General features: G+C 40.6%; 25 protein-coding genes. 20 read left to right on the top strand and 5 right to left on the bottom strand.

Annotated elements, in window-relative coordinates; translation table 11 throughout:
- The first annotated feature begins 3 nt into the window (after positions 1 to 3).
- The 4 genes from mptN to truD are packed head-to-tail and all read left to right on the top strand — an operon-like array spanning position 4 to position 3812.
- Positions 4 to 927, top strand: coding sequence for a tetrahydromethanopterin:alpha-L-glutamate ligase (mptN, locus tag V7O61_RS03935; RefSeq protein WP_407282661.1), 924 nt, complete (start codon positions 4 to 6; stop codon positions 925 to 927).
- A gap of 1 nt (position 928) precedes the next feature.
- Positions 929 to 1276 carry a peptidyl-tRNA hydrolase Pth2 gene (pth2, locus tag V7O61_RS03930; protein WP_023844356.1) on the top strand — a complete coding sequence of 116 codons (348 nt, stop codon included), beginning with the start codon at positions 929 to 931 and terminating at the stop codon, positions 1274 to 1276.
- Between the two features lie 32 nt (positions 1277 to 1308).
- The gene (locus tag V7O61_RS03925) at positions 1309 to 2487 is read left to right on the top strand and encodes a transglutaminase family protein (RefSeq protein ID WP_023844357.1); all 1179 of its coding nucleotides are present in this window, start codon (positions 1309 to 1311) and stop codon (positions 2485 to 2487) included.
- Between the two features lie 11 nt (positions 2488 to 2498).
- Entirely contained in the window at positions 2499 to 3812 is a 1314-nt protein-coding gene (gene truD / locus V7O61_RS03920) for a tRNA pseudouridine(13) synthase TruD (protein ID WP_407282662.1), read from the top strand.
- Positions 3813 to 3895: 83 nt separating this feature from the next.
- Here truD and pyrG read toward each other — a convergent pair whose 3' ends face one another.
- Genes pyrG through V7O61_RS03905 form a run of 3 tightly spaced genes read right to left on the bottom strand, consistent with a single transcriptional unit; the run spans position 3896 to position 6433 of the window.
- A complete protein-coding gene (gene pyrG, locus V7O61_RS03915) occupies positions 3896 to 5476 on the bottom strand; it encodes a glutamine hydrolyzing CTP synthase (RefSeq protein ID WP_407282663.1) in 1581 nt (526 codons plus the stop codon).
- A gap of 14 nt (positions 5477 to 5490) precedes the next feature.
- Positions 5491 to 6222, bottom strand: coding sequence for a hypothetical protein (locus V7O61_RS03910; protein WP_023844360.1), 732 nt, complete (start codon positions 6220 to 6222; stop codon positions 5491 to 5493).
- A gap of 19 nt (positions 6223 to 6241) precedes the next feature.
- Positions 6242 to 6433, bottom strand: a complete 192-nt coding sequence (locus V7O61_RS03905; protein ID WP_245596073.1) for a methytransferase partner Trm112 — start codon at positions 6431 to 6433, stop codon at positions 6242 to 6244.
- 131 nt (positions 6434 to 6564) lie between these two features.
- Here V7O61_RS03905 and V7O61_RS03900 point away from each other — a divergent pair, with 131 nt between their 5' ends.
- The 16 genes from V7O61_RS03900 (at position 6565) to V7O61_RS03825 (ending at position 22028) form a co-directional block, all read left to right on the top strand.
- Positions 6565 to 7503: a nucleoside recognition domain-containing protein gene (locus V7O61_RS03900; protein WP_407282664.1), complete on the top strand. Its 939-nt coding sequence runs from the start codon at positions 6565 to 6567 to the stop codon at positions 7501 to 7503.
- Positions 7504 to 7832: 329 nt separating this feature from the next.
- Positions 7833 to 8189 carry a response regulator gene (locus V7O61_RS03895; RefSeq protein ID WP_023844363.1) on the top strand — a complete coding sequence of 119 codons (357 nt, stop codon included), beginning with the start codon at positions 7833 to 7835 and terminating at the stop codon, positions 8187 to 8189.
- Between the two features lies 1 nt (position 8190).
- Positions 8191 to 9294: a chemotaxis response regulator protein-glutamate methylesterase gene (locus V7O61_RS03890; RefSeq protein ID WP_023844364.1), complete on the top strand. Its 1104-nt coding sequence runs from the start codon at positions 8191 to 8193 to the stop codon at positions 9292 to 9294.
- 51 nt (positions 9295 to 9345) lie between these two features.
- Positions 9346 to 11421, top strand: coding sequence for a chemotaxis protein CheW (locus tag V7O61_RS03885; protein WP_407282665.1), 2076 nt, complete (start codon positions 9346 to 9348; stop codon positions 11419 to 11421).
- A gap of 15 nt (positions 11422 to 11436) precedes the next feature.
- Positions 11437 to 12054 carry a chemotaxis protein CheC gene (locus V7O61_RS03880; protein ID WP_023844366.1) on the top strand — a complete coding sequence of 206 codons (618 nt, stop codon included), beginning with the start codon at positions 11437 to 11439 and terminating at the stop codon, positions 12052 to 12054.
- Position 12055: 1 nt separating this feature from the next.
- Complete coding sequence (locus V7O61_RS03875) at positions 12056 to 14176, top strand: cell division protein FtsA (protein ID WP_407282666.1); 2121 nt, start codon at positions 12056 to 12058, stop codon at positions 14174 to 14176.
- A gap of 3 nt (positions 14177 to 14179) precedes the next feature.
- Positions 14180 to 15004 carry a protein-glutamate O-methyltransferase CheR gene (locus V7O61_RS03870; protein WP_288070359.1) on the top strand — a complete coding sequence of 275 codons (825 nt, stop codon included), beginning with the start codon at positions 14180 to 14182 and terminating at the stop codon, positions 15002 to 15004.
- Between the two features lie 50 nt (positions 15005 to 15054).
- Positions 15055 to 15669 carry a chemotaxis protein CheC gene (locus tag V7O61_RS03865; protein ID WP_023844369.1) on the top strand — a complete coding sequence of 205 codons (615 nt, stop codon included), beginning with the start codon at positions 15055 to 15057 and terminating at the stop codon, positions 15667 to 15669.
- A gap of 14 nt (positions 15670 to 15683) precedes the next feature.
- Complete coding sequence (locus tag V7O61_RS03860) at positions 15684 to 16292, top strand: chemotaxis protein CheC (protein WP_023844370.1); 609 nt, start codon at positions 15684 to 15686, stop codon at positions 16290 to 16292.
- Between the two features lie 2 nt (positions 16293 to 16294).
- Positions 16295 to 16768, top strand: a complete 474-nt coding sequence (locus V7O61_RS03855) for a chemotaxis protein CheD (protein WP_023844371.1) — start codon at positions 16295 to 16297, stop codon at positions 16766 to 16768.
- A 51-nt stretch (positions 16769 to 16819) separates the two neighbouring features.
- The gene (locus V7O61_RS03850) at positions 16820 to 17851 is read left to right on the top strand and encodes a hypothetical protein (protein ID WP_023844372.1); all 1032 of its coding nucleotides are present in this window, start codon (positions 16820 to 16822) and stop codon (positions 17849 to 17851) included.
- Complete coding sequence (locus V7O61_RS03845) at positions 17851 to 18477, top strand: chemotaxis protein CheC (RefSeq protein ID WP_023844373.1); 627 nt, start codon at positions 17851 to 17853, stop codon at positions 18475 to 18477. The genes V7O61_RS03850 and V7O61_RS03845 overlap by 1 nt, the downstream gene beginning before the upstream one ends.
- 37 nt (positions 18478 to 18514) lie before the next feature.
- Entirely contained in the window at positions 18515 to 18958 is a 444-nt protein-coding gene (locus V7O61_RS03840; RefSeq protein ID WP_407282667.1) for a hypothetical protein, read from the top strand.
- A 114-nt stretch (positions 18959 to 19072) separates the two neighbouring features.
- Positions 19073 to 19699 carry a hypothetical protein gene (locus V7O61_RS03835; protein WP_407282668.1) on the top strand — a complete coding sequence of 209 codons (627 nt, stop codon included), beginning with the start codon at positions 19073 to 19075 and terminating at the stop codon, positions 19697 to 19699.
- 10 nt (positions 19700 to 19709) lie between these two features.
- Positions 19710 to 20315: a hypothetical protein gene (locus V7O61_RS03830; RefSeq protein WP_023844376.1), complete on the top strand. Its 606-nt coding sequence runs from the start codon at positions 19710 to 19712 to the stop codon at positions 20313 to 20315.
- A gap of 432 nt (positions 20316 to 20747) precedes the next feature.
- Positions 20748 to 22028: a GntP family permease gene (locus V7O61_RS03825; RefSeq protein WP_407282669.1), complete on the top strand. Its 1281-nt coding sequence runs from the start codon at positions 20748 to 20750 to the stop codon at positions 22026 to 22028.
- A gap of 86 nt (positions 22029 to 22114) precedes the next feature.
- Here V7O61_RS03825 and fpoO read toward each other — a convergent pair whose 3' ends face one another.
- Together fpoO and fpoN are read right to left on the bottom strand one after the other, a co-directional pair.
- Positions 22115 to 22477: a F420H2 dehydrogenase subunit FpoO gene (gene fpoO / locus V7O61_RS03820; RefSeq protein ID WP_023844378.1), complete on the bottom strand. Its 363-nt coding sequence runs from the start codon at positions 22475 to 22477 to the stop codon at positions 22115 to 22117.
- Position 22478: 1 nt separating this feature from the next.
- Positions 22479 to 23930, bottom strand: coding sequence for a F(420)H(2) dehydrogenase subunit N (gene fpoN / locus V7O61_RS03815; RefSeq protein ID WP_407282670.1), 1452 nt, complete (start codon positions 23928 to 23930; stop codon positions 22479 to 22481).
- Position 23931: the final 1 nt, after the last annotated feature.

Below are 23931 nucleotides of genomic sequence, written 5' to 3'. Positions count from 1 at the left end.
AATATGAAAAAACTGGGAATCGTTGTAACTGATCCACATGACTGGACTGCTCAGGCCCTCATGCAGGAAGCGGAGAGTAAAGGCTTCGAAACATATTATCCTGACCTTGGACAAATCGAAACATCCATTGACAGTAGTGTAAGTCACAAAGCAGGAGATATATGTCTGTCAGAACTTGATGCCATCATTATCAGGGATATGGGACCTGGAAAGAATGATGCTCATGTATTCCGCTTTGATGTTTTGAGACAACTCGAACAAAGCGGTATGCTCATAGTAAATCCACCGACAGCCATACAGAATGCTGCTAACAAGTTCTATGCAAGTTGCCTGATGGCAGATGCAGGTATTCCTACACCCAGGACTTTTGTAAGTCAGGAAGCTGAAAAGGCCCTTGATATTATTGATAAACTAGATGATGCAGTTATAAAACCTGTTTTCGGATACAAGGGAATAGGTATAAATCGTATAAAAAATGGAATTATCCTCGCACCTGATGGAACAGAAGAGAAAACAAATGCAAAAGACCTTGTAAAAGAAATAATTGATGAAAAAGGAATGCTTTATATACAGGAATTCATAGAAAACTCAGGACAGGATATTCGTGCATTTGTTGTTGACGGCAAAGTTACAGGTGCTATTTACAGAAAAGCACCGCAGGGCTGGTGGCTGAATAACCTTAGCCAGGGAGGGACACCCATTGCCTGTAAACTTACAGCAGAACAGGAAAGGATGTGTATAGCTGCTGCAGAAACCATCGGAGCTATGTACGCAGGTGTTGACCTTATCGAAAGTGACAACGGATATTTTGTACTGGAAATTAATGCTACCCCCTCAGGAGCAGGTATCTATAAATCCCTGAATATCAATGTTGCAGAACATATCATAACTGCCATAGATAGCAGGTTAGAAAAAACGGGGCTTTAAAATGACTGAGTATAAACAATGCATTGTAATCAGGGACGATCTTAAATTATCAAAAGGCAAACTTGCTGTGCAGGTTGCACATGCAGCAGTCTCTGCATCTGAGTGGGCTGACCGTTCGACCCTTGACAAATGGAAAGAAGGCGGACAGAAAAAAGTAGTCCTGAGAGTTCCGACAATAAAAGATCTTTTTGAGCTGAAAGAAGTTGCAAGAAGACAGGGACTTCCAACAGCACTCATACAGGATGCAGGACTTACTGAAATAAAACCCGGAACTGTTACAGTACTTGGCATCGGACCGGCAAAAGCTGATGACATTGACAAAGTAACAGGAAATCTAAAACTTGTCTGAATCTGTGGGCCGGTATTTTGTGGGGGTTTAGCATGAAAAATGAGAAAAAAACGCAAATACTGAAAATAGCTTTTATAGTCCTCTTACTTTCAGGCATAATATTAAGTTCCGGATGTATTTCAGAATCCGTAAAAAAAGTAGAGGGCATATTTGATCCCTCGTCGGTAACCCTGTTCCAGAGCGAAGATTACTACATACTGGATAGCAGTGAACTTACCATCCCCGTAGTTCCTTCCCAGAATCTGAACCTTTATGATGATAGCCCCGACAAATATACGGAAAACTTACCTGGTTTTGAGATATCCAGTTCCTATTATTATACTGAATTCTTTGAAGGCACAGAAGCTGTGATAAGTGTATATGCCAAGAATATGGGAGATACACCAGTATATATTTACCAGTTAGGCTTTAATCTGAATAAGGAAAATGAGATGGTCTTCCATGACTCTGGCGTCACTATTAAGCCTGAAGAAGAGGGACGTATTGGAATTTTATCCATCGAGGTTCCTGAAGATTCAACACAAATGGAACTTGAACCTTTTGTTTCACTTCTTGTCCAGACAGAGTCCGGCAAATGGCACGATTATGAAATGCAGGAGTTTGAAGAAATAACAATTGAAGTAGCCGGGGAAATTGATGCACAGACTCCAAAATACTCAACAAACCCGGAGCAATTGTTTACTCTGGTAAATGAGAAAATAGACCCTTCTAACGTGCAGGTACGTACTATGGCAGCAGCTTCCGCTAAAAAATATCCGGGACAGTATAACATATACCAGATATGCCACCTTTTCGATGACACAAAAGAAAATATACAATACATAAGTGACCCGAGGGGAAAGGATCTGTGGTCAACACCTGGCGAGACAATCACAGTAGGAGCCGGCGATTGCGATGACTATGCTATTTTACTTGCATCACTCATAGAAGCAATTGGAGGAACTTCAAGGATTTACCTCACGGATACCCATGCATTTGCAGCAGCATACATTGGAAATGACACGGAAACTATTGCAGATGCAATCGTAGAATACTACGGACCGGTGCCAATCTATTACACAACGGATGAATATGGATGCTGGCTCATGATGGATCCTACATCAAGTATTTATGCAGGAGGACTTCCCGGAGGAACGGCACCGACTGAAAACGGATGGACTTTCCTCAATACCAGCACAGTGACTGTGATAGACATAGCTCCCCAGACATAGGATGATAATAAATGATACCAGAAATAGAAAAGAAAATGGGAATCGACCTTTACTGCACAGATACCGAAGGCATTGGTGGTGTGCTCAGGCAGGAGCCGGAAGATTTTATTGTTAAAGAGATTACAAACCGCGAAGAAGGTGACAGCGGTAAGAACCTGATACTTGAACTTACTAAAACAAACTGGGACATGCATCATCTTGTCAGGGATATGTCCCGTAAACTTGGTATCAGCCAGAAAAGAATCGGCTTTGCAGGCACTAAGGATAAAAGAGCTAAGACCACCCAGAAAATCAGTATTTATGATGTCTCCGAAGAGGAGATTGAAAATTTCTATTTAAAGGATGTGGAACTGAAGGTTATTGGCAGATCAACCAGGTCAATAGGACTTGGAGACCTCTACGGGAATGAGTTTATTATTACTATCAGGGACATTGATATGGAACCGGGGCAGCTTAACAAAACTCTTGAAGCCGCCACAAAAGAGATCGCTGAATACGGCGGTGTTCCAAACTTTTTCGGCGTACAGAGATTTGGAGCTGTAAGGCCTGTTACACATCTTGTAGGTGAACAGTTACTTCGCGGAGATGCAGAAAAAGCTGCCATGATCTATATTGCAAAATCATTTCCTGATGAAATGGATGATATTAAGGTGGTCAGGGACTTCGTATGGGAAACAAGGGATTTTGTCGAAGGACTGAAAACCTATCCTCTGCGCCTCAGGTATGAGAGAGCAATGATGCATTACCTTGTAGAAAATCCGGGAGATTATGCAGGTTCTTTCAGTGTGCTTTCCCCTAACATCAGAAAGATGTTCATACATGCTTACCAATCATATGTATTCAATCGGATAATTTGCAAAAGAATAGAAAATGGACTTTCACTAAACATTGCCATTCCAGGTGATATTGTTTGTTTCAGGAACAAAGAAGGACTCCCCGACACAGGTAAGATGCAGGCATCAACAGATGAAAATGTCGACGGCATGAACAACCTTCTCAAAAGAGACAGGGCATTTTTAACCGCACCACTTGTAGGATATGAAAGCGAGTTCGCATCAGGAATTCCTGGTGAACTTGAAAAAAGTGTATTCAATGAAACTAAAATCCCACAGGAAGCTTTCAGGATGAAACAAATTCCTGATCTTGCATCCAAAGGACTTCGAAGGGAAATATTACTTCACTGCAAACCTGAATTTGTTACAGCAGAAGATGAACTTAATCCAGGTAAAAGCAAGGTCACACTTACATTCTCCCTGCCGAAAGGAAGTTACGCAACAACGGTCCTCAGAGAATACATGAAAACTGATCCTTTAAAAATGAGTTAGGCCCACAAATGTGGGCTTTTCTTAAGATCAGATTTTTAGAAAATAAATTTCTTATATATCTTATTTTATTTCAGTCCTGAAAATCAGAGCATAGACTCAATAAAAGCCTTGAACGGTGGTGAAGGTCTTCCAGGTCTTGATTTGAATTCAGGGTGGAACTGTGATGCAAAGAAGAACTTCTTGCCGGGAATTTCAGCAATCTCCATTCTGTTTCGGTTCTTACCTGAGAACACCATTCCACTTGCTTCTATCTTCTCTACATAATTAGGATTGACTTCGTATCTATGTCTGTGACGTTCAACAATTTTGGACTGGCCGTATATCGTTTCTGCAAGTGAACCGGGTTTAAGATCTGCATCATAATCTCCAAGACGCATTGTTGCACCCATGTCAACCACATTCTCCTGTTCCGGAAGAATGTCAATTACAGGATAAGGGGTATCCTCATCAAATTCGGCACTGTTGGCACCTTCAAGACCTGCAACATTTCTTGCAAACTCAATAACAGACAACTGCATTCCAAGGCAAAGTCCAAGATATGGAAGATCATTCTCCCTTGCAAACTGGATTGCCTTTATTTTACCCTCGGTTCCCCTTTCGCCAAAACCACCTGGAACAAGGATACCATCATATTCTGAAAGTGAGTTTATTGTTTCAGGATGCTCTTCAAAGGTTTCTGCATTTATCCAGCACACATCATAGTTGACACCGCACTCTATTGCAGCGTGTTTGATGGATGCACTGATACTGAGATATGAATCTTCAAGATGAGTGTACTTTCCGACAATACCTATCTTGACCTCACCTTTGAGATTGTGCATTTTATCAACCATGTTCTCCCAGGACTTATCCTCAGAACTTGTTGAATTAAGTTTAAGATGTTTCATGAGGAAAGAAGTAAGACCTTCCTGCTCAAGCATCAAAGGTACTTCATAAATATCATTTGCATCATGAGCACTTATCACAGCTTCTTCTGAAACATCACAGAAAAGGGATATCTTGGAAATTGTTCCTTCATTAAGTGGTTCAGGACATCTGGTTACTATAATATTAGGTTTGAGACCAAGTTCTCTCAGCTCTTTTACTGAGTGCTGAGTTGGTTTTGTTTTCTGGTCACCCTGTGGGTCCATAGGTACAAGTGTCACATGTACAAAAGCAAGATTTTCTTTGGGCTCTTCCCTGTACATCTGTCTTACTGCCTCGAGGAAAGGCATACTCTCGATGTCACCTACAGTACCGCCAACCTCTATCATACAGACATCAGCACCGCTTTTGGCAGCAACCCTTCGAATGCGTTCTTTTATCTCATTTGTGATATGAGGAATGATCTGCACTGTCTTGCCAAGATACTCACCTCTGCGCTCCTTGGAAATTACAGATTCATAGACTTTTCCTGTTGTCAGGTTGTGCTCCCTTGTAAGCTCGGTATCAAGGAAACGTTCATAGTTTCCAAGATCAAGGTCCACTTCTCCTCCGTCTTTCAGGACAAAAACCTCTCCATGCTGGAACGGGCTCATAGTACCTGCATCAATATTGATATAGGGGTCAATCTTAATGGCTGTGACCTTGTAGCCCTTGTTCTTCAGGTTACGTCCTATTGAAGCAGTGGTTATTCCTTTTCCAAGTCCACTCATTACACCGCCGGTAACTATGATATATTTCATATTATTCACCTTGATTATCTTTTAGATTTAGGAAGTCTCATTAATAGATAAGCCATCAAAAATGTCAGCATGATCGAATAGAACACAGAATTGTAGAAACTAAAGAACTGTTCAAGATCAAGTGACAGTATAAATGAAACTAATAAAGCAGCAATTAACAGTAAAATAAGAACTTTCAGTATCCCGCCTGAATACGGGGAAATTGCTTTGAAAGCCGAATTGAACATTTCAGAAGGAATTGATGGAAGCTGAAAATTCCAGTGATCTTCTCCGAACATAGAAGAAGATAACGATTTAGATGATGATTTGGATGATTTAGAAGATTTTGATGCTGATTTTGGCTTTGGTGATGATGTTGCAGGCTTATAAAGAGATTCATCAACATCAACAGAAAAACTGGCCTCATTTGGTCCAGGATGACCAAGATTCAAGTTAAAACCCTGTCGTTTGGAACCGTAACCCACAGTAATATATACCTGTCCTTTTGTGTAGAGTCTTCCATCATATGGAATTCGTGCTATCAAAGGGATGTATTCCTCATGTTTAACATAAGGATTGTCTTCAAGAACTGTGATATTTTCTCTCAGAGTGTCACTTACGGATAAATTGACATGAGTGGGAGCCCCATAGTTAATGAGAACAACCTCAAAACTGCGTTCCTCGCCGGGAGATAATGGTAACTCAACAGTATCCGTGTCGAATTCAATAGAATTTACTCCCAGTCTGTTGATATGAACCTGCTGCAATTAAATGTCCTCACCGGTCTTATTCCCTGAGATCAGGCGGAAGCATATTTGGAATACCTTCCTCTATGGGATAGTACTCGTTACAAACAGAACAATACAGTGTGCCTGAAATTACCTCATTGCCATCTTCCTTTTCGATGTTCAGGACAAGGTCCCCTTTGCAAATCGGGCAGGCAAGAATATTCATAAGGTCTTTCTTCAGCTTAATCACCACCTTTCAATACGTTGCAATAAATATAAGGTTTTTCTATCACCAAAACTATAAAAATAGAACAGGTTGACCAGATTAGCAGCATGAATGAAGAGATAGTTTAATTTAGAACCTGAAATGTACAATATTCCATGTTCTCGATCTTTCTGGAAGTATTGGACTTTGCCATACCTATTCTTATTATGATCTTTGTGGGATTGTTCGGTACCGGAATTCTGATAGAACTCGGTTTTATGCAGAAATTTTCCGGTCTTGTCAGGCCACTTTTTAAGTATACTAATCTTCCGGACACATGTGCATCATCATTTCTTGTAGCCATGGGATCAACCGTTGCTGCAAATGGTATGGTTGTAAACTTTAAAGAGAACGGATGCATTAATGAAAAGGAAACAATGTTGTGTGCTGTACTAAACAGTACTCCTGCATACGTAAGAGAAATTATCACTTACCAGATACCCATTGTTCTACCTGCACTCGGACCCATTGTTGGCGGTTTCTATGTAACTGTATTTATAATCACAGCTATTGTGAAGGTAAGTGCAGTTATAATATTAAGCAGCTTGTTCCTTGAGAAAAACAAATGCATGTACGACGATAAAGTTGCAGGAAAAAAAGTAACTTTGACTGAAGCTGTGAAAAAGTCACTTAAGCGCAACAAGAAGCTATTCAAAAAAATCGCCATCATTTACCTGTCAATGACAACACTGGTATTCTATCTAAGGGAAAACGGTGCATTTGAGATTTTCAATGTGTTACCGCTTGCAGAGATATTTGGAATTCCACCTGAAAGTATAGTACCGCTTACCAGTTACGTTGCAAGTCCGATTCTTGGAATATCCCTTCTCGGACCAATGATAAGCAATAATGGTATCTCATATATTCAGGCAATGATAGTACTTATGCTTGGAAGTATGTTCATGCTGCCGATTTTTAGTGTGAGGACCTTGCTGCCAAGATATGTATCCATATTCGGACCAAAAACCGGTGTCAAAATAGTGGCATTTTCAACAGGAATAAGCGTAATAGTCAGATTCTGTTTCCTGATAATTTTGCTTACAATTGCAAATTAAATCCCGGTTTAAAATCTTTTTTCAGATAGCAATGGATAGCGCAGCTGGTCGATACAGCATATTGCAACTAATATATAATGAGAAATATTATATACTACTCTCTATATAGTTAAATTGCATAATTTGCACAGGCTTTATTTTTTAGCCTGAACCTGTATAGAATATGTAATTGTGGAAGCGACTTTAAAAAGGAAAAGTTCAAACGAACAATAAATTAATATAATATATTATCCCCTATATAATAACGTAGAAATACAATCCATATTCTACTAAATATAGTGCAAATACTGCACATATTATGCAATACCAAACATGGGAGATATGAACAAATGGTAAAAGTAATGATTGTGGATGATGCTGCCTTCATGCGCATGGTCATCAAAGACATATTAACAAAAAATGGTCATGAAGTAGTTGCCGAATGTGTTGATGGACTTGATGCTGTGAACAAATATCCAGAGGTAAAGCCTGAGCTCGTTTTCATGGATATTGTCATGCCAAACATGGAAGGAATAGACGCGCTCAAAAAGATAATGGAAATGGACCCGGCTGCAAAAGTAGTTATGTGTTCATCCATCGGACAGCAATCTGTTGTTACAGATGCACTTAAAACCGGTGCCCTTGACTTTATAGTCAAGCCATTTGATGCAGCAAAAGTTCTCGAAGTAATTGGAAAAGTAATCTAATATGACTATCAATGCACTTGTGGTCGATGACTCCGCGCTCATGCGAAAGGTCATCTCGGATATCCTGAAAGAAGACCCGGAATTAAACGTAATAGCTACGGCCAGAAACGGTCTTGAAGCTGTTGAAAAGGTCGAACAGTTCAGGCCGGACGTGGTGACTTTGGATATTGAGATGCCTGTACTTGACGGATTGCACGCTCTGGGATATATCATGAGCGAATGCCCAACTCCAGTAGTCATGTTAACGGCGGTCGACTCCAGGTCTGCGGAAAGTACACTGAATGCATTCGAATACGGAGCAGTAGACTTTATACAAAAACCTTCAGGAAACATAAGTGTTAACATTGCGGATATAGCCGATGAGATCCGCAAAAAAGTAAAGATGGCTTCTAAAGTGGATCTGAAAAAACTCGGATTCATGGAAGAACACGTAAAAATATCTCGTGAAAATAAAGGTAAACCTTTGCCACCTAAACCAAAGAAAAGTAATTCAAAAATCGTGCACCATGCAAACGGAAAAATAATCGCCATTGCATCCTCCACAGGCGGACCCCGTGCCCTGGAACAAGTAGTTCCTAAATTACCGGGCAACCTGAAAGTGCCTGTAGTAATTGTCCAGCACATGCCTGCAGGATTTACAGCATCCCTGGCACAAAGGCTGGATGGGCAGTCTGCACTGACTGTTACCGAAGCCAAAGAAGGAGATGTTCTCCAACCGGGACATGCCTATCTTGCACCGGGGAATTACCACATGGAGATTGCATCTGTTGAGAAGGGTGGAATTCACCATGAAGTTGTTAAACTCAACCAGAAACCCCGTGAGCAAGGAGTAAGACCCTGCGCAAATATTCTCTTCAAATCACTTGTGCCTATCTATGGATCTAATATAGTGTCGGCAGTTCTGACAGGGATGGGAGCAGATGGTGCTGATGGTGTGGAAGACATAAAAAAAGCAGGTGGTAAAGCAATCGCTGAGGATGAAAGGTCATGTGTGGTATATGGTATGCCAAAAGCAGTTGTCCAGAGAGGACTTGCTGATAGTATTGTACCTCTTGAAAGGATATCTTCGGAGATAGTACGAATGCTGAACTCATCCGGTGATTAAAATGTGTATGAAAAGTGAGAAGGTCATTATTTTCTCAGGGTTGGTGTGACCATGGATATGTCAGAATACAAAGAAATATTTAGAGCAGAATCGGAAGAGCATCTGCAACAACTTAACGATTCATTACTGGGGCTTGAACAAAACCCCAATGAACTGGAATATATCAATACCATGTTCCGATCAGCACATACCCTGAAGGGAATGTCTGCTACAATGGGTTTTAACACAATTTCAGAACTGACCCATGAAATGGAAAACCTGATGGACATGGTTAGGAAATCACAGGTAGAAGTGAGCAACGGATTAATAGACATTCTTTTTGAATGCCTGGACACACTGGAAGCACTTGTTGAAGCTGTTGACAGTGGCGAAGAAGTAGATATTGCTCATCTTCAGGCAACCCTTGCACAGGCAATGGAAGGAACCATGCCAGTACAGGAGATAAAGGGTTCTGTAACTGCAAGTATTGATACCATTCAAAATGAAATAGGTAAAGAAATTCCAGAGCAAAAAGCAGAAAACGATACCGAAACTGAAGCAAAGGTTGAGGTTGCCCCTGTTGTTGATAATATTGAATTATCAGATAACGAAAAGCAAGCTATCGAGGAAGCTGTAAGTGAAGGCAACCGTGTGGTTTCACTGAAAGTTCTTCTTGATGAATCATGCGTCCTGAAATCTGCCAGATCAACTCTGGTACTCATCAATATATCCAAAATGGGAGAAATAATAAGATGTGTCCCCACAGAAGCAGAACTTGAAGATGAGAAATTTGATTTAGACTTCACAGTAATTTTCGCAACTAAATCATCTGATGATGACATAGTTGGAACTATTAAGAAGATTTCAGAGATAAAGGATGTAGTTCCTACAACCATCGCTGAAAGTTCAAAAGTTGAAGAAAAGCAGCAGGAAACAAAGAAAGAAGAAACAGAAGAAAAGAAAAGTGCTTCTGCTGTTAAAAGGTCTGATGCTGTTAAGAGTATACAGAGTGTAAGAGTAAATATAGAGCGTCTTGACAACCTGATGAACCTTGTTGGGGAACTGATTATCAACAAAATAAGGCTAAACCAGCTTGCATCTGATCTTAATGCAAAAGATCTGGACGAATCTCTTGCAAATCTTGACAGGCTGACTAATGAGATCCAGACTGAAGTTATGGAATCCAGGATGGTTCCTATTGACCAGATTTTCAGCAGATTCCCAAGAATGGTAAGAGACCTTGCCAAGTCTGAAGGAAAACAAATCAACCTGATTATTGAAGGTAAAGAAATCGAGCTGGACAGGACCGTGCTGGACGAGATTGGCGACCCATTGGTTCACCTTCTAAGAAATGCTGTGGATCATGGAATTGAATCCGAGGAAGAGCGTAAGCAACTTGGAAAACCTGTTGCGGGTCTTGTAAGACTGGCAGCTTCACGTCAGAGAAACAGTGTGCTCATTGAGGTAGAAGACGATGGTAAGGGAATGGACCCCGGACATCTGAGAGACATAGCTGTTAAAAAGGGAGTTCTGACCAGAGAAGAAGTTGATAAATTATCAGACACCGATGCGCTGAATCTCATATTTATGCCTGGTTTTAGCGGAGCAAAAGTTGTTACTGATATCTCCGGAAGAGGTGTTGGAATGGACGCTGTCAAGACAAAGATTGAAGCTCTTGGCGGAAGTGTCAAAATCAGCTCTGTTCCGGGCCAGGGTAGCATAATGAAGCTGCAGCTACCACTTACAGTTGCAATCATTCAGTCACTCATGGTTACTGTAGCCGGGGAAACATACGCCATTCCTCTTGGTAATGTTATCCGTGATGTTGGAATCAAATCCAGTGACATTAAAACCATCGAAGGAAAAGAAGTCATCATGCTCAGGGGAGAAGTACTTCCGTTACTTAGATTGCATGATGTACTCGAATGTCCCACCGAAGCAGAAGACAAGCAGAACCTAATCGTTGTGGTTGTCGAAAAGATGGGAAGCAACATCGGACTTGTCGTTGATGACCTCCTTGGACAGCAAGAAGTAATCATCAAAACTCTTGATAATAAACTTTTGAAAAATATGAAAGGATTTGCAGGCGCGACTATCCTCGGAGATGGAAGTGTTTCACTGATCCTTGATATTGCTACATTGATCTAAAGATGAGGGAATAATATGGCAGAAATGGACGAAATGGCAAGAGGAGCATTTCAAGAGGCCGGAAACATTGGAATGGGACATCTGGCCACTTCACTTTCAAAAATGGTGAACAGGGATGTGAAAATCGATATCCCTGTGGTAGAAATGCTGACTCTGGATGAAATAATCGAAAAAAGCAATGAAGAAGGCAAGAACAAGAGCGTGGTTGGAATACACCTTCACATAACAGGTGATGTCTCCGGAGGAACCCTCATACTACTCCCTAAGTTCTCAGCACTATCATTTTCAGATCTGTTGATGAAAAAGTCAATTGGAACTACAAATAAAATTGAAGAGCAACAGGTTAAGAAACTTCGTGAAATGGGAGTGAACCTCTGCAGTGCTTATATGCGTGTTGTCAATGAATTCCTGGGAATTCATCTTAACATTGGAGACCCCAGCATGGAGGTCAACATGGAAGGTGTTGGAGATTTCATCAAACAGGAAATCGGACAGGTTGCAGACCAGTTCATTGTTGTGAAAGGTGAATGTTTGATACCTTCTACAAACTCCAGGAATGAATTCAATATGCTTTTTGAACCCGGTGCCACGGACATAATAATGGCAGCTATAATGAAGAAAATGATGGGATAAAATGAACAGTGCCCATTTTGCCCTGGATATAAGAACAAGAACTGTTGTGGGACTTGTTACAGAAGATGGGAACCTCAACATAAAAGCTGCGTGTGTTCACGAACATAACGAGCGCAGCATGCAGGATGGGCAAATTCATGATGTCGAAAAGGTTGCAAAGGTTGTTGACGAGGTCAGAAAAGATCTTGAAAAAGAAACCGGATTCAAATTGTCAAAAGTTGCCGTAGCCGTTGCAGGAAGGGCACTTAAGACATCCAAAGTAAAAGTTTCAGTGGAGATGCCTTACAGGGAAATAAGTCGTGAGGACATCTCCGAACTGGAATTTGAGGCAGTTGCACGCGCCGCTAACCAACTTGGAAACGATAAAGGATTTAATTGCGTAGGTTACTCCGTAGTTCACTATGAACTTGACGGGGAACGCATTTCCAATATTATCGGACAGAAGGGAAGTTCTATCACAGTGGAAGTGCTTGCTACTTTTTTACCGGAAGCTGTTATCAGCAGTATGTTTGCCGTACTTGACAGGTGCGGACTTGAAGCATCAAGTGTTACTCTTGAACCCATAGCAGCCCTGAATGTTGCTATTCCTTCTGATATGCGGAAACTCAATATCGCACTTGTAGATATCGGAGCAGGAACATCCGATATTGCAATAACAGATAATGGAACCGTAATCGGATATGGAATGGTCCCGGAAGCAGGGGATGAAATTACTGATTTTATATGCGATTACTATCTTGTGGATTTCAAGAAGGGAGAAAATATTAAAAGGTCCCTTACAAGCAAGGATAAAATCGAGCTTGAAGATATTTTTGGTGTCATCACTGAAGTTCCGGTAAGTCAGGTAATTTCTGATATTGAGCATGAAGTAGAAAAGCTTGCAATGCACATTGCCGAAGAAATACTTACAATAAATGAGAAAGTTCCACGAGCAGTAGCGCTTGTTGGTGGTGGGTCACAGACCGCAGGCCTTAGAGAACATCTATCAAAACATCTTGATATTCCTGTGCAGAGAATTGGCTCACGTCTTCCTAAACAAATAGAAGGCCTGGCTGACAACACAGGAATTGTTACCGGTGCGGACATGATAACACCACTTGGAATAGCCCGGATGGCAATTCTTGATGAAGGAATTGAATTCATCGACCTGACTGTAAACGGTCTTGAAATCCACCTGATGGACATAAATGGACTATCTGTTATGGACGCACTTGTAGCTGCAAAAGTAAAACGCCTTTATCCACGCCCCGGGATGGGGCTTAGTCTTACTGTCAATTCTGAACTCAGAACAATTGAGGGCGATACGGGCGAACATGCCACCATATTACATAATGGAAAAAAAGCAAGTCTTGGAGACCCTGTACACAAGGGTTCTGTCATTGATTTCACAGCACCAGTGGATGGAAAAGATGCAAAGCTGAAGGTCAGAGATCTCATAAAGATGCAGGGACTGAAGGTTGCATTCAATATCAACGTCAATTATAACGAAATCGAAATCGGGCCTTTTGTTACAATTAATGGAAAAAAGGTATCCTTTGAAGAAACAATACCTGACAGGGCCGATATTAAAATACGTGCACCAAACCTGGAAGATGTTCTTGAAATGGAATTCGGACAGAATGAACTTGAAAAGATATCAGTTATTATCAATAATACTGTTCAGTATTTTGACAGGATAAATTACACATTCAAGCTAAATGGGAATTCTGTTGACAGAGATAAACTTTCACAACACCCTGTCAATGATAATGATATAATTCTAATTGATAAATCAAAGTTTGACTACAGGATCGAGAATATCCTGAGTAAACCTGAAGAAGGCAAAAAGATCAGCGTACTTCTCAATGGCAATGAGATTGTATTTGATGGCTCTATGCCGCAAATTACCCTTAATGGAAAAAGGGCTTCTCTTTCTGACAAAATAGATGATGGAGATAATATCAAACTGAAAATGGGGGATGATGCGGATCCGATACTTTCGGACCTGTTTGAATTTATGGATATTAAAAAGGAGGAACTTGTTGGCAAAAGAATGAGACTTCTTGTAAACAACGTTCCTGCCAGATTTACAACCCCTTTGAGGGATGGAAACAATGTGACAATAGAATTTGCAGAGGTATAAAAAATGCTTAAAACCGTTGGGAAAACTGAAGACGAGTATTATGAAATACTGAAAAACCTAATCCAGAAAAATCTTGGATTCAATTCAAACCAGTACAAGGATTCTCACTTCAAAAGAAGAATCGATGTCAGGTTGCGTGCAACAAATACAAAGACTTACAAAGAATATGTAGAACTGCTGCAAAGTGACAAGAATGAATATCCTGAACTTATGGAAACTCTGACAGTAAATGTTACAAATTTCTTCAGGAACCCTGAAGTATACGATATCGTAGAAAAAGAAGTACTGCCGGCAATAATCAAATCAAAGACAGGTGGCCTTCGTTCAATCAGGATCTGGAGTGCAGGATGCTCAATCGGAGTAGAAGCATATTCCCTGGCAATGTTATTTAATCATATACTCGGAAAGGATTTTAGTAAATATAACATCAAAATAACTGGAACTGATATCGATAAGGAAAGTCTCCTGAAAGCCCAGAATGGAATATACTCTGCTGCAGAGATGAAGGATGTCAGACCTGCTTTTCTTAAGAAGTACTTCACCAAGGACGGAGATAAGTACATAATTTCAGATGAGCTCAAAAAGATTACTCAATTCAAAAAACAGGACCTAATATCAGGACCGAAAATGAGCGGTTTTGATGCCGTATTCTGCAGAAACGTTACAATTTATTTCCAGAAAGAGTTGCAAGAACAGCTCTACATGGACTTTTACAATGCCCTTGGAAATGGAGGGTTCTTTGTGATGGGTAAAACCGAGACACTGATAGGACCATCAAAAGACAAATTCAAATCTTACAATTCCAAAGAGAGAATCTACCAGAAATGAAAATAAAATCATGAAGTAACATGGGTAAAACGTAATCATGGAGTCTACAAATGAAGCATAAGATATCAAGTCTGAGCGAGTTGCAGGTAAGTGCCTTAAGGGAAATAGTGAACATCGGTGTTGGAAATGCTGTAACATCGCTTTCCAAAATGATAGAAACCGGAGTAAAAATAGAGGTTCCTGATTTTAAAGTAGAACTTATCGAAGATGTTCCAGAGGTTCTGGGAGGAGCTGCTAACGTTGTATCAGGCGTGATAATGCATGTAAATGGTGATATCGAAGGGTACATCATGATGATGCTTCCTGAAGAAGCAGCCCAGACAATTTGTGAGATAATCACTCATGAAGAAAATACAGATATTCTTACACCCCTTAACCAATCACTCCTCGAAGAGGTTGGTCATATTCTTGCAGGATCTTATGTTAGCTCCCTGTCTGATTTTCTGGGCCTGAACATCAGAATTTCTACACCTATGCAGACTTTTGACATGCTGGGAGCCATAATAGACCAGATACTGATAGAGATGAGTCAGAAAGTAGAGCATGCGCTTCTTTTTGACACTATGTTTATAATCCAGGGAAACAGAACCGATGGTTTTTTCCTTACAATGTTTGACCCTGACTCCATGGACACAATAATAGACCGTATTGAAAAGATGATCTGACAGGAGAGAAATGAATGAATATAGTACTTGATAAGTTCTATTACGATGCATTAAATGAAGTGGGAAATATTGGAATGGGAAATGCAACAACTGCACTCTCACAGCTTGTGGGCAAGTCTATTAATGTCAGTGGCTCGTCCCTAACGTTGCTTAAAGCTAAAGATATTTCAGAAAGTCTTAACTCTGAAAAGATAGGAGCCATAGTCAGAGTTATGGGAGATATGAATGGTGGATTCATACTGATACTTAGTAAAAACCATTCAGAGGTTCTTGCTGATATGCTTCTGAAGGATAGTGCCGAAGACAGTTATATGAAAGTCTCGGCATTTATTGAAGTTGCAAATATTCTTGCAGGCAGCTATTATAACGCTCTCTCCAAATTCCTGAACCTTTCTATCATACCTTCAATCCCCACTATATCCGAGGGGACTACCGATGAGATATTCGAAAAAGCAAAAAAGCATATGAGTGGAAAAATCGACCACATATTTGGCCTGACAACTTTGTTTGAGATTACAGGTGAAGATGAATATCACAGCCTTAGCGGTGATATGTATATGCTTCTGGATACGGCATCTTTGCAATCGGTAATCGACAGGATAGAAGAAATGCGTACGAGATAAACATGATAATAGTGGGAATGGCTGACAGTGCTGTTGCGAAAAAACCCGCAAAACTCACCACTTTAGGGCTTGGGTCTTGCGTGGGTATTTCCCTCTATGACAAAAGCACGGGTGTTGGCGGTATGGTGCATATTATGCTTCCCAGCATAGAAAATGCAAGATCAAAAGACAATATCGACAAATTTGCAGATACAGGCATCCCTGCACTTATTGATACAATGGTAGAAGAGGGTGCGTACAAACACCGTACTACTGCAAAAATTGCAGGTGGTGCAAGCATGTTCTCATTTAATTCAAAGACCCAGCTCAATATAGGAGAAAGAAACGTGGCGGCTACGAAAGATGCATTAAAGCTACTCAAAATACCCATTGTTGCTGAGGATACTGGAAAGAACTACGGACGTACCATTGTGCTTGACACTGAAAACGGAGAACTTACTGTCAAAAGCGCACTGAAAGGTATAAAAGTATATTAATATATATTACGTAATAATATATCACACGGACAAATAATAGGTGACAGCAGGATGTTAACTCCGGAAATTACTATAACACACATATTTTTCATATCCATATCGTTAGCGTGTGGATTAGCAGCGATCTACTTCTGGGTAAAAGTATATTTTGAGACAAAAAAAGGATCTATTGCCTGGTTACTTCTCGCACTTACAGCTATATTCCTTATCACATCCTCCATATTCCCATCCATTGCTATTAGTGTTCAGGATGAAGATATTACTGAGTTGATTTTCCTGTTCCTTGGTTTCTGGAGTGCTGTTTACACCAGTGTATTTGCAGCTGCCGGATTTTTGATGCTTCAGGCATTTACTACAATCCCAAGGGAAAAGCTTGGAGATTTCCTGATAGAAGGAATGATATTCACAAAACCTGTTGAATCAGAAGATGATATGGAAGAGCTGCCTCAGGTAGAACAGATGGCTAAACTTCTTAGCAGGTCAACACTTATTGAATATACACCAAAAACCCGATATGAGGATTCAGTAATAGAAATATGTCTCCGTCTTTACGGGGAAATGGTGAACACAGTTCTTGTATCCACACAACCCCGTACTGAAATGTACAAAGAGAAAATCGGGGATCTAATGGATATAGGTGCAATGAAGTTTATTGAAATATCATCCACAAGCAAGCATGTCACCAATAAGGATGGAATTGTAAAGTTACCCGCAGATGAAATAGAGAAGTTCTTTGAACTTACAAGCAAGCTTCCTGAAGGCTGTGCTGTTATATTTGAGCCTATGAGCCAGTTGATTTTCACAGATGGTGAACAGAGAACCTATGAGTTCATATCTGAAATGGTAGAACGTTTCTCTGCCAGTAACCTGATTCTGGTAGGTCTGATAAATAAAGATGCTCATGACACTAAAACCGTGTCAAGATTTGAGGGTCTCTTCCTGAACCTTGCAGAAGAGAAGGATGCAAAGATACGTGTTGTAAAAGGCGGAAGAGAGGAATACATCAGGTTCTATGTAGGAGAGAAATTCTTCATGGAGCAGGATGTTGAAGTTATATTAGAGGAAAAAAAGGTTGAATTCTAATGAGCAGACAGCTTGACAATTTTCTGATTGATGCATTCAAAGAGATAGGTAGTATCGGCATGGGAAATGCTACTACTTCCCTGTCCAAACTTATTGAAAAAAGAGTGCAGTTAAATCTTTCAGATGCACGTTTGTTTGAGCCATCTGCAATTGTAGACATGATACCGGACTCCATCACAATGACCAGTATCATGATGCCGGTTCACGGTGACCTCAATGGCGTTGCAATGATGTTGTTCGAGTTTGGCAATGCGGTTTATCTTAGTAATTTACTGTTACAGAGTATTGAACACGATGATGACCCGAGTATCTATGAGTCTGCACTTCTTGAAACTGGAAATATTATTGCAGGCTCATACCTGAATTCACTTGCATCTTTCCTTGATCTTAAAATAATGCATTCAGTGCCGGACATCAGTATCGGTACAATTGATGAAATCCTGGAAAGAGGACTTGCCAAAATGCAAAAAGAACCAGAAGGAATTCTGAACATTGAAACTATGTTTATGGTCTATTCTTCTGAGAAGGATGTAGGTGCAGGTACCATTTATGGTGATATGTTCCTTCTTCTTGACAGTGAATCTTTAGACAGAATGCAAAATTCAATTCAGGAAATGCTGAAGTGACTTTCCAATTATTAATCAGGTTTTACGGTTGAACTATATGAAAAATATCTGGACACAGCACCTGGAACGATCAAATAACAATGATCGTGATCAGGAAAACACGTTTTCACATATGCTACACTCTCTTGTAAGAACTGAGAATGAGGATTACCTGCAGACATCCGGCGCAGAAACTCGGGATAGCAGAGATGAAACTAAGGAACCTGCTTTTAGTCCAGCTGATACTGAGATCTGCACCTGGAAGGCTGAGAGCCATAAAGGTTACGAACTTGGAATGGATTCCCTGGAAAAAGATAGTGTAAGGCTCATCATGGCAGAAGATGGAAGACTTTTCCTGAGATATGATGTTGCCGGTGAAATTCCTTTTGAAATGGCTGTGAAATCTGAAGATGAAGCTATGGATATTATCGAAGAGGACAACTCTACAACTGAACAACTTTACCCGGATAAACCAGAATTGAAATGGATTAAAATTCCTTGACTTTAATATATATCTATAAATTCAATGGCAAAGAATAAAAACCATAAAAACAATTAATATATAAATATTGTATAATAACTAAACGGACCCGAGAGATAAAGGAGACCTATAATTATGATGGACATTGCAATTTACTCGCTTGTTGATGATATGGTCAGCAAAGCAGGAACAGAAGGTGTCGTAGAATACTGGCTTCGTGTAGGTGAGAGCTATGCAGAAAGGATGGGCAAGGAAGCATACGTAGGATGGCCTGCCTTTAATGTGGCAATGAAAGATGGAAGGACATCTCTCACTGTAGAAGGTGATGTTAATGTCCAGACAGATCTTGCTATCACAGATAAGGACGGAGATGTTATCGGCTATGTCTATGCTTTAAAGACATGCCCGATAGCACCTACTATGGCCAGGTTCATTTCAAGAATCGGCCCGATACCAGATTCAGATACCGATGTGGCTGACAGCTACAATAACCGTGTAAGAGACTCAGCTGTTTCTAATTACTGCATTACCCACCAGAAGTTCAGGGAGGTTGCGGCTAACAATATTACTGTTGCTAAACAGGCTCTTGAATGCCTTCACCTTGCAAACAAAGGAATGACAGGTGAAGTAAAAATGGTACAGGAAAACCTTGCCAGGATAAATGTTGACGAGAGGCACATAAAGAGTATTCTCCGCAGCGCATCCTGTGTTTTCGCTCTTATTGTAAAAGGAAAGAGTGCAGGCGAGGAGATTATAGATTAAAGGTGATAGTATGGCTGAAAATATAGAATCAAACCCTTTTGTTGATGTTTCAGTATTCCTGTTCTTTGAGGATATTTCCGATAAACAGGGTGTTGAAGGTTTTACCAATTACATGGTCGGTCAGGCAGAATCACTGGCAAAATCAGTTCCTGAGGAAGAATATCGTACATGGGATGATTTTGCAAATGCTGTAATCAATGGAGAATCCGTGCTTTCATCATTTGAGCACATCGGACAGATAAGCAAATTTGGTTTTGTCACAAAGGTATGCCCGTTCTCCAAGGCTATCAGGGAATATATTAAGAGAATCGGCAATTTCAACCCTGTTCACATGGAAGCAACTGATCATTTTAATCACACCATACAGCCTTCCGCTGCTCACAGTGCATGTATGATGCACCAGACTTACCGCAAGGAAGTTGCAAAGAGAATCAAGATTGACGGCAAACCACTTCAGTATGCCCAGATAGCAGCAAAGGCATATACAGGAAAGATTGCTCTTCCTCCGGAATCATGGAAAAAAGTCCTGCTGGAAAAAGCAGGAATTACTGAAACCCAGGGATTCATGGAAATGAGGGAGAACAGTTGTCTGTATCTTCTTTATGTTGAAGAATAAGAGAGAAACTTAGTTTTTATTTTGAAGCCAGTTGATGATAACTGGCTTTTATTTTAGTATCGATATCCTACAACAGATTAGATGCTGACAATTATTTTTTTGATTTCTGTTTTGAGTGGGCAAGAGTAGTAATACTTAAACCAGCCCAAAGGGCACGGCGAAGCCGGCGCTTTATCATCAGAAAAAGCAAAATCTGCATATAATACATACAATCCTTTGCTTACAGGCTTTCGTAGAATTGTCTGTGTGAATTTAGTAATCTAATGGATTATCTTCTATATGGCATCATTGGAACGTGTCGTCTGCGGCGGATGGTTGTGTTGTTTTTAGATTGCCAATTTTTTGTGGAAATGAAATAAGGCAAAGGCTGTATTGTAGAGCTATCAGAAACAGGAGTTAACTATATACAACCCTAAAACTGATTTTCTAGTAATGAATTCTATTGTCATTTTTCTTTTGTCTTTACTTTTAATTCTCTTCCTCACAGCAAAACTCAGATTGCATCCTTTTATCGGGCTTATTCTCACATCTGTCATCACCGGAATGCTTGCAGGTGAAGCATCCACAACAATTGAAACTATTACAACCGGAATGGGGAAAGTTTTCTCACATTTTGCTATAATTATCGCATCAGGAAGTATCATAGGTCTTATTCTGCACAGAACCGGTGGAGCAAAACTAATTGCATCTGACATCATAAAGATATCTAGAAAACCTCTTTTCGGACTGAATATACTTGGATTCATCTTCGCAGTTCCTCTTATGTGCTGTATCCTTGCCTATGTGATATTCATCCCGGTTGCAAAGGAGATAAGGATTAGAGAAGGATTACCAAAAGTCCTTACAGCATCAGTACTTGTTTTTGGAACACTTGCATCATACAATCTAGTTTATCCGTCCCCGGTTGTTTATTCTGCAGTTTATGAATTGGGAATAAAAACTAGTGATATTCTGTTCCCGGGAGTTGTTATTGCATTTATTGTTTCGATTGCAGGTTACTTTTATGCTATGAAATTTTGTAAAACAGGAAATGTTAGCGATTTCATAGTAGACAATGAAACGGAAAATGAGAATATGATTACTTCTGGCAGGATTGCTGCCTATTCACCAATTGCCATTCCTGTTGTGTTAATCCTTACAGATGTATTCACAAACATTCCGCTATTTGATATTCTTGGTGAACCTGACATGGCACTGCTAATTGGAGTTGTCATGGCTATATTCTTTGCATACAGGCAGTACAACTTTAATTCTGCAAGAGAATGGGTTGAAAAAGCAATCAAAAGAAGTGGAGTTGTAATTCTTGACATGTGTGGAGGCGGTGCGCTTGGTGCCACCCTTGCAATGACAGGTGTTGGTCAGGAGATGGGAACCCTTCTTGCCGGATTACCTTTACCTGCAACACTTGTTCCTTTTCTAATTTCGGTCGCCATACAGAGTGTTCAGGGTTCCCGTGTTGTTACGATGCTGGTCACACCTTCAATAGTTATACCTCTTGTACCGGTTCTTGGTCTGCCACCTGAGATAGTGCTTTTTTCAATGGCATCAGGAACATTTCTTATATCACACTTCAATGACCCGTTCTTCTGGATATATAAGGATCTGGCGGAACTGGAAACATCCGAAGTTCTGAAAAGTTATACACTGGGTGGCGCTGTGATGGGAATGTGCAGTTTAATGCTTACAGGTGTAGCGTATCTGCTATTATATTAAAACTACAAATATCAAAGTAAATTTCAAACTAATTGATTCAAAAAAGAAAAGAGCTGACCGGCAAAGCCGGTCTTTTATTTTAAAGTTTAATGATGTGCGTGTTCGTCTTCAGCCTTTTGCTTTTCCCATGCCTCGTATGCTTCGTTGATAGAAGCAAGGCATTTCTTGCACAGACCTATTGTGTCTTCCTCAGCACCCTTTGAGAATGAAGGTCTGCTGATTGTTACATCGTGAAGCTGTGCAATTGCACCGCAGAAGTCACATACACCTGCTGTTCCGCAGCTTGAAGATTCTTCCAGCGCATCATGGGCTTTTTTGCCTGCATTGAGACATCCTTCGCAAAGTCCCTGCCACATACCATGAGGATATGACTGCTCGTACTTTGGTTTGAATACCCTTACAGGAACGACTGTTGGAATTCCAACTCCACAAAGATCACAATCTGTCATTTTACATACCTCCTGTGAGCAGTACTGATGCTGCTTCCATTGCCCAGTGGACAAATGGCTCTGACCAGAAACCAAGTGCAAGTACACCTACTGCTGCAATTATCAGTGCAACAGTATATGGGAATGGTTCTGAGACCTTTTCACCGTCTGTTGGCAGGAAGTACATGTACTTTACAATCTTTGCATAATAGCCCAGTGAAATTGCACTGTTAAGAATTGCAATTACTGCAAGCCATACAAAGCCTGACTTGATGGTTGATGAGAACAATATGAACTTGCTCATGAAACCTGCTGTGACCGGGATACCTGCAAGAGCAAATACGAATATTGTCATACAGAGAGCAGTTATTGGCATTCTCTTTCCAAGACCTCTGAAGTTCTCAATGTGGTCAGGGTCAGCTGAATCCTTGTTCTCTGAAAGTACCATGTAGGTCACGGCTGCTGTTGCAATGAAAGCTCCTGCCTTCATGAAACCGTGTGACAGTGCATAAAATATTCCACCACCAAGTGCCAATGGTGTGAGTACCACAAATGCCATTGTGATGTAACCTGCCTGTGCAAGTGAAGAGTATGCAAGCATTCTCTTGACACTTGTCTGCCTGAGAGCTACAACGTTACCGTATGTCATTGTGATGACTGCAAGTATTGCAAAGGCTATCTGCCAGTCTGCCTTAAGAGCGATGAGTGCAACCACAAATACCTTGAGAGCTGCGACGATACCCATCTTCTTTGAGCCTGCTGCAAGCAATGCTGATACAACTGATGGTGAACCCTGGTATGTGTCAGGTGCCCACATGTGGAATGGTACAAGAGCTATCTTGAAACCGAATCCTGCAAGCAGAAGAACTACTGAAACAAGTCCTATTGGACTTGATACAAGTACAGCTGAGTTTGCTGCTATTTCAGGGATGCTGGTTGTACCTGTTGCCCCGTAGACATACGAGATACCAAGAAGCATAAGTGCTGCTGAAAGTGAACCGATGATGAAGTACTTCATGGCTGCTTCCAGTGACTTGATATTCTTCTTCTCAAAACCTGCAAGTGCATATGTTGCAAGACTTGCAAGTTCAAATGCTACGAAGAGTACCATAAGGTCGTTTGCTGATGCAACGAACATCATGCCGATTGTTCCGAACAGTCCAAGGGTGAAGAATTCCTCAGTGTGACTGTGACCTTCAGTGTACTTGATACCTGCAATACTGAAAAGTAATGCAACCACAAGGAAGACTATTTTAAAGAACTGGGACAGGGCATCGATTGATACCGTATTGTAGAACAACAATGCTTCTGTTCCAAGACTTGAAATTGTCAGTCCAAGTGCTACAAGGACACCAAGAGATGCAAGGTAACCAAGGATCTTCTTTGAGTCTGTCGGAAGGAATAATCCGATTAGCAATACTGCCAGTCCTGTAACTGCCATGGTAATTTCAGGTGCTAATAACATCATATCCATT

This window comes from Methanolobus sp. WCC1, from assembly GCF_045690315.1.
Taxonomy (GTDB): domain Archaea; phylum Halobacteriota; class Methanosarcinia; order Methanosarcinales; family Methanosarcinaceae; genus Methanolobus; species Methanolobus tindarius.
Note: the sequence above shows the minus strand (reverse complement) of the source record. Positions and strands in the feature narration are given on the sequence as shown.

Bases quoted from the DNA above. Each gene is read 5' to 3' on its own strand.
- V7O61_RS03840 (WP_407282667.1), top strand. From the start codon at position 18,515: ATGAAAAATATCTGGACACAGCACCTGGAACGATCAAATAACAATGAT.
- pth2 (WP_023844356.1), top strand. From the start codon at position 929: ATGACTGAGTATAAACAATGCATTGTAATCAGGGACGATCTTAAATTA.
- fpoO (WP_023844378.1), bottom strand. From the start codon at position 22,477: ATGACAGATTGTGATCTTTGTGGAGTTGGAATTCCAACAGTCGTTCCT.
- V7O61_RS03900 (WP_407282664.1), top strand. From the start codon at position 6,565: ATGTTCTCGATCTTTCTGGAAGTATTGGACTTTGCCATACCTATTCTT.
- truD (WP_407282662.1), top strand. From the start codon at position 2,499: ATGATACCAGAAATAGAAAAGAAAATGGGAATCGACCTTTACTGCACA.
- V7O61_RS03870 (WP_288070359.1), top strand. From the start codon at position 14,180: ATGCTTAAAACCGTTGGGAAAACTGAAGACGAGTATTATGAAATACTG.
- fpoN (WP_407282670.1), bottom strand. From the start codon at position 23,930: ATGGATATGATGTTATTAGCACCTGAAATTACCATGGCAGTTACAGGA.
- V7O61_RS03895 (WP_023844363.1), top strand. From the start codon at position 7,833: ATGGTAAAAGTAATGATTGTGGATGATGCTGCCTTCATGCGCATGGTC.
- V7O61_RS03825 (WP_407282669.1), top strand. From the start codon at position 20,748: ATGAATTCTATTGTCATTTTTCTTTTGTCTTTACTTTTAATTCTCTTC.
- V7O61_RS03890 (WP_023844364.1), top strand. From the start codon at position 8,191: ATGACTATCAATGCACTTGTGGTCGATGACTCCGCGCTCATGCGAAAG.
- V7O61_RS03875 (WP_407282666.1), top strand. From the start codon at position 12,056: ATGAACAGTGCCCATTTTGCCCTGGATATAAGAACAAGAACTGTTGTG.
- V7O61_RS03880 (WP_023844366.1), top strand. From the start codon at position 11,437: ATGGCAGAAATGGACGAAATGGCAAGAGGAGCATTTCAAGAGGCCGGA.
- mptN (WP_407282661.1), top strand. From the start codon at position 4: ATGAAAAAACTGGGAATCGTTGTAACTGATCCACATGACTGGACTGCT.
- V7O61_RS03925 (WP_023844357.1), top strand. From the start codon at position 1,309: ATGAAAAATGAGAAAAAAACGCAAATACTGAAAATAGCTTTTATAGTC.
- V7O61_RS03885 (WP_407282665.1), top strand. From the start codon at position 9,346: ATGGATATGTCAGAATACAAAGAAATATTTAGAGCAGAATCGGAAGAG.
- V7O61_RS03845 (WP_023844373.1), top strand. From the start codon at position 17,851: ATGAGCAGACAGCTTGACAATTTTCTGATTGATGCATTCAAAGAGATA.
- V7O61_RS03855 (WP_023844371.1), top strand. From the start codon at position 16,295: ATGATAATAGTGGGAATGGCTGACAGTGCTGTTGCGAAAAAACCCGCA.
- V7O61_RS03830 (WP_023844376.1), top strand. From the start codon at position 19,710: ATGGCTGAAAATATAGAATCAAACCCTTTTGTTGATGTTTCAGTATTC.
- V7O61_RS03860 (WP_023844370.1), top strand. From the start codon at position 15,684: ATGAATATAGTACTTGATAAGTTCTATTACGATGCATTAAATGAAGTG.
- V7O61_RS03835 (WP_407282668.1), top strand. From the start codon at position 19,073: ATGATGGACATTGCAATTTACTCGCTTGTTGATGATATGGTCAGCAAA.
- pyrG (WP_407282663.1), bottom strand. From the start codon at position 5,476: ATGAAATATATCATAGTTACCGGCGGTGTAATGAGTGGACTTGGAAAA.
- V7O61_RS03865 (WP_023844369.1), top strand. From the start codon at position 15,055: ATGAAGCATAAGATATCAAGTCTGAGCGAGTTGCAGGTAAGTGCCTTA.
- V7O61_RS03850 (WP_023844372.1), top strand. From the start codon at position 16,820: ATGTTAACTCCGGAAATTACTATAACACACATATTTTTCATATCCATA.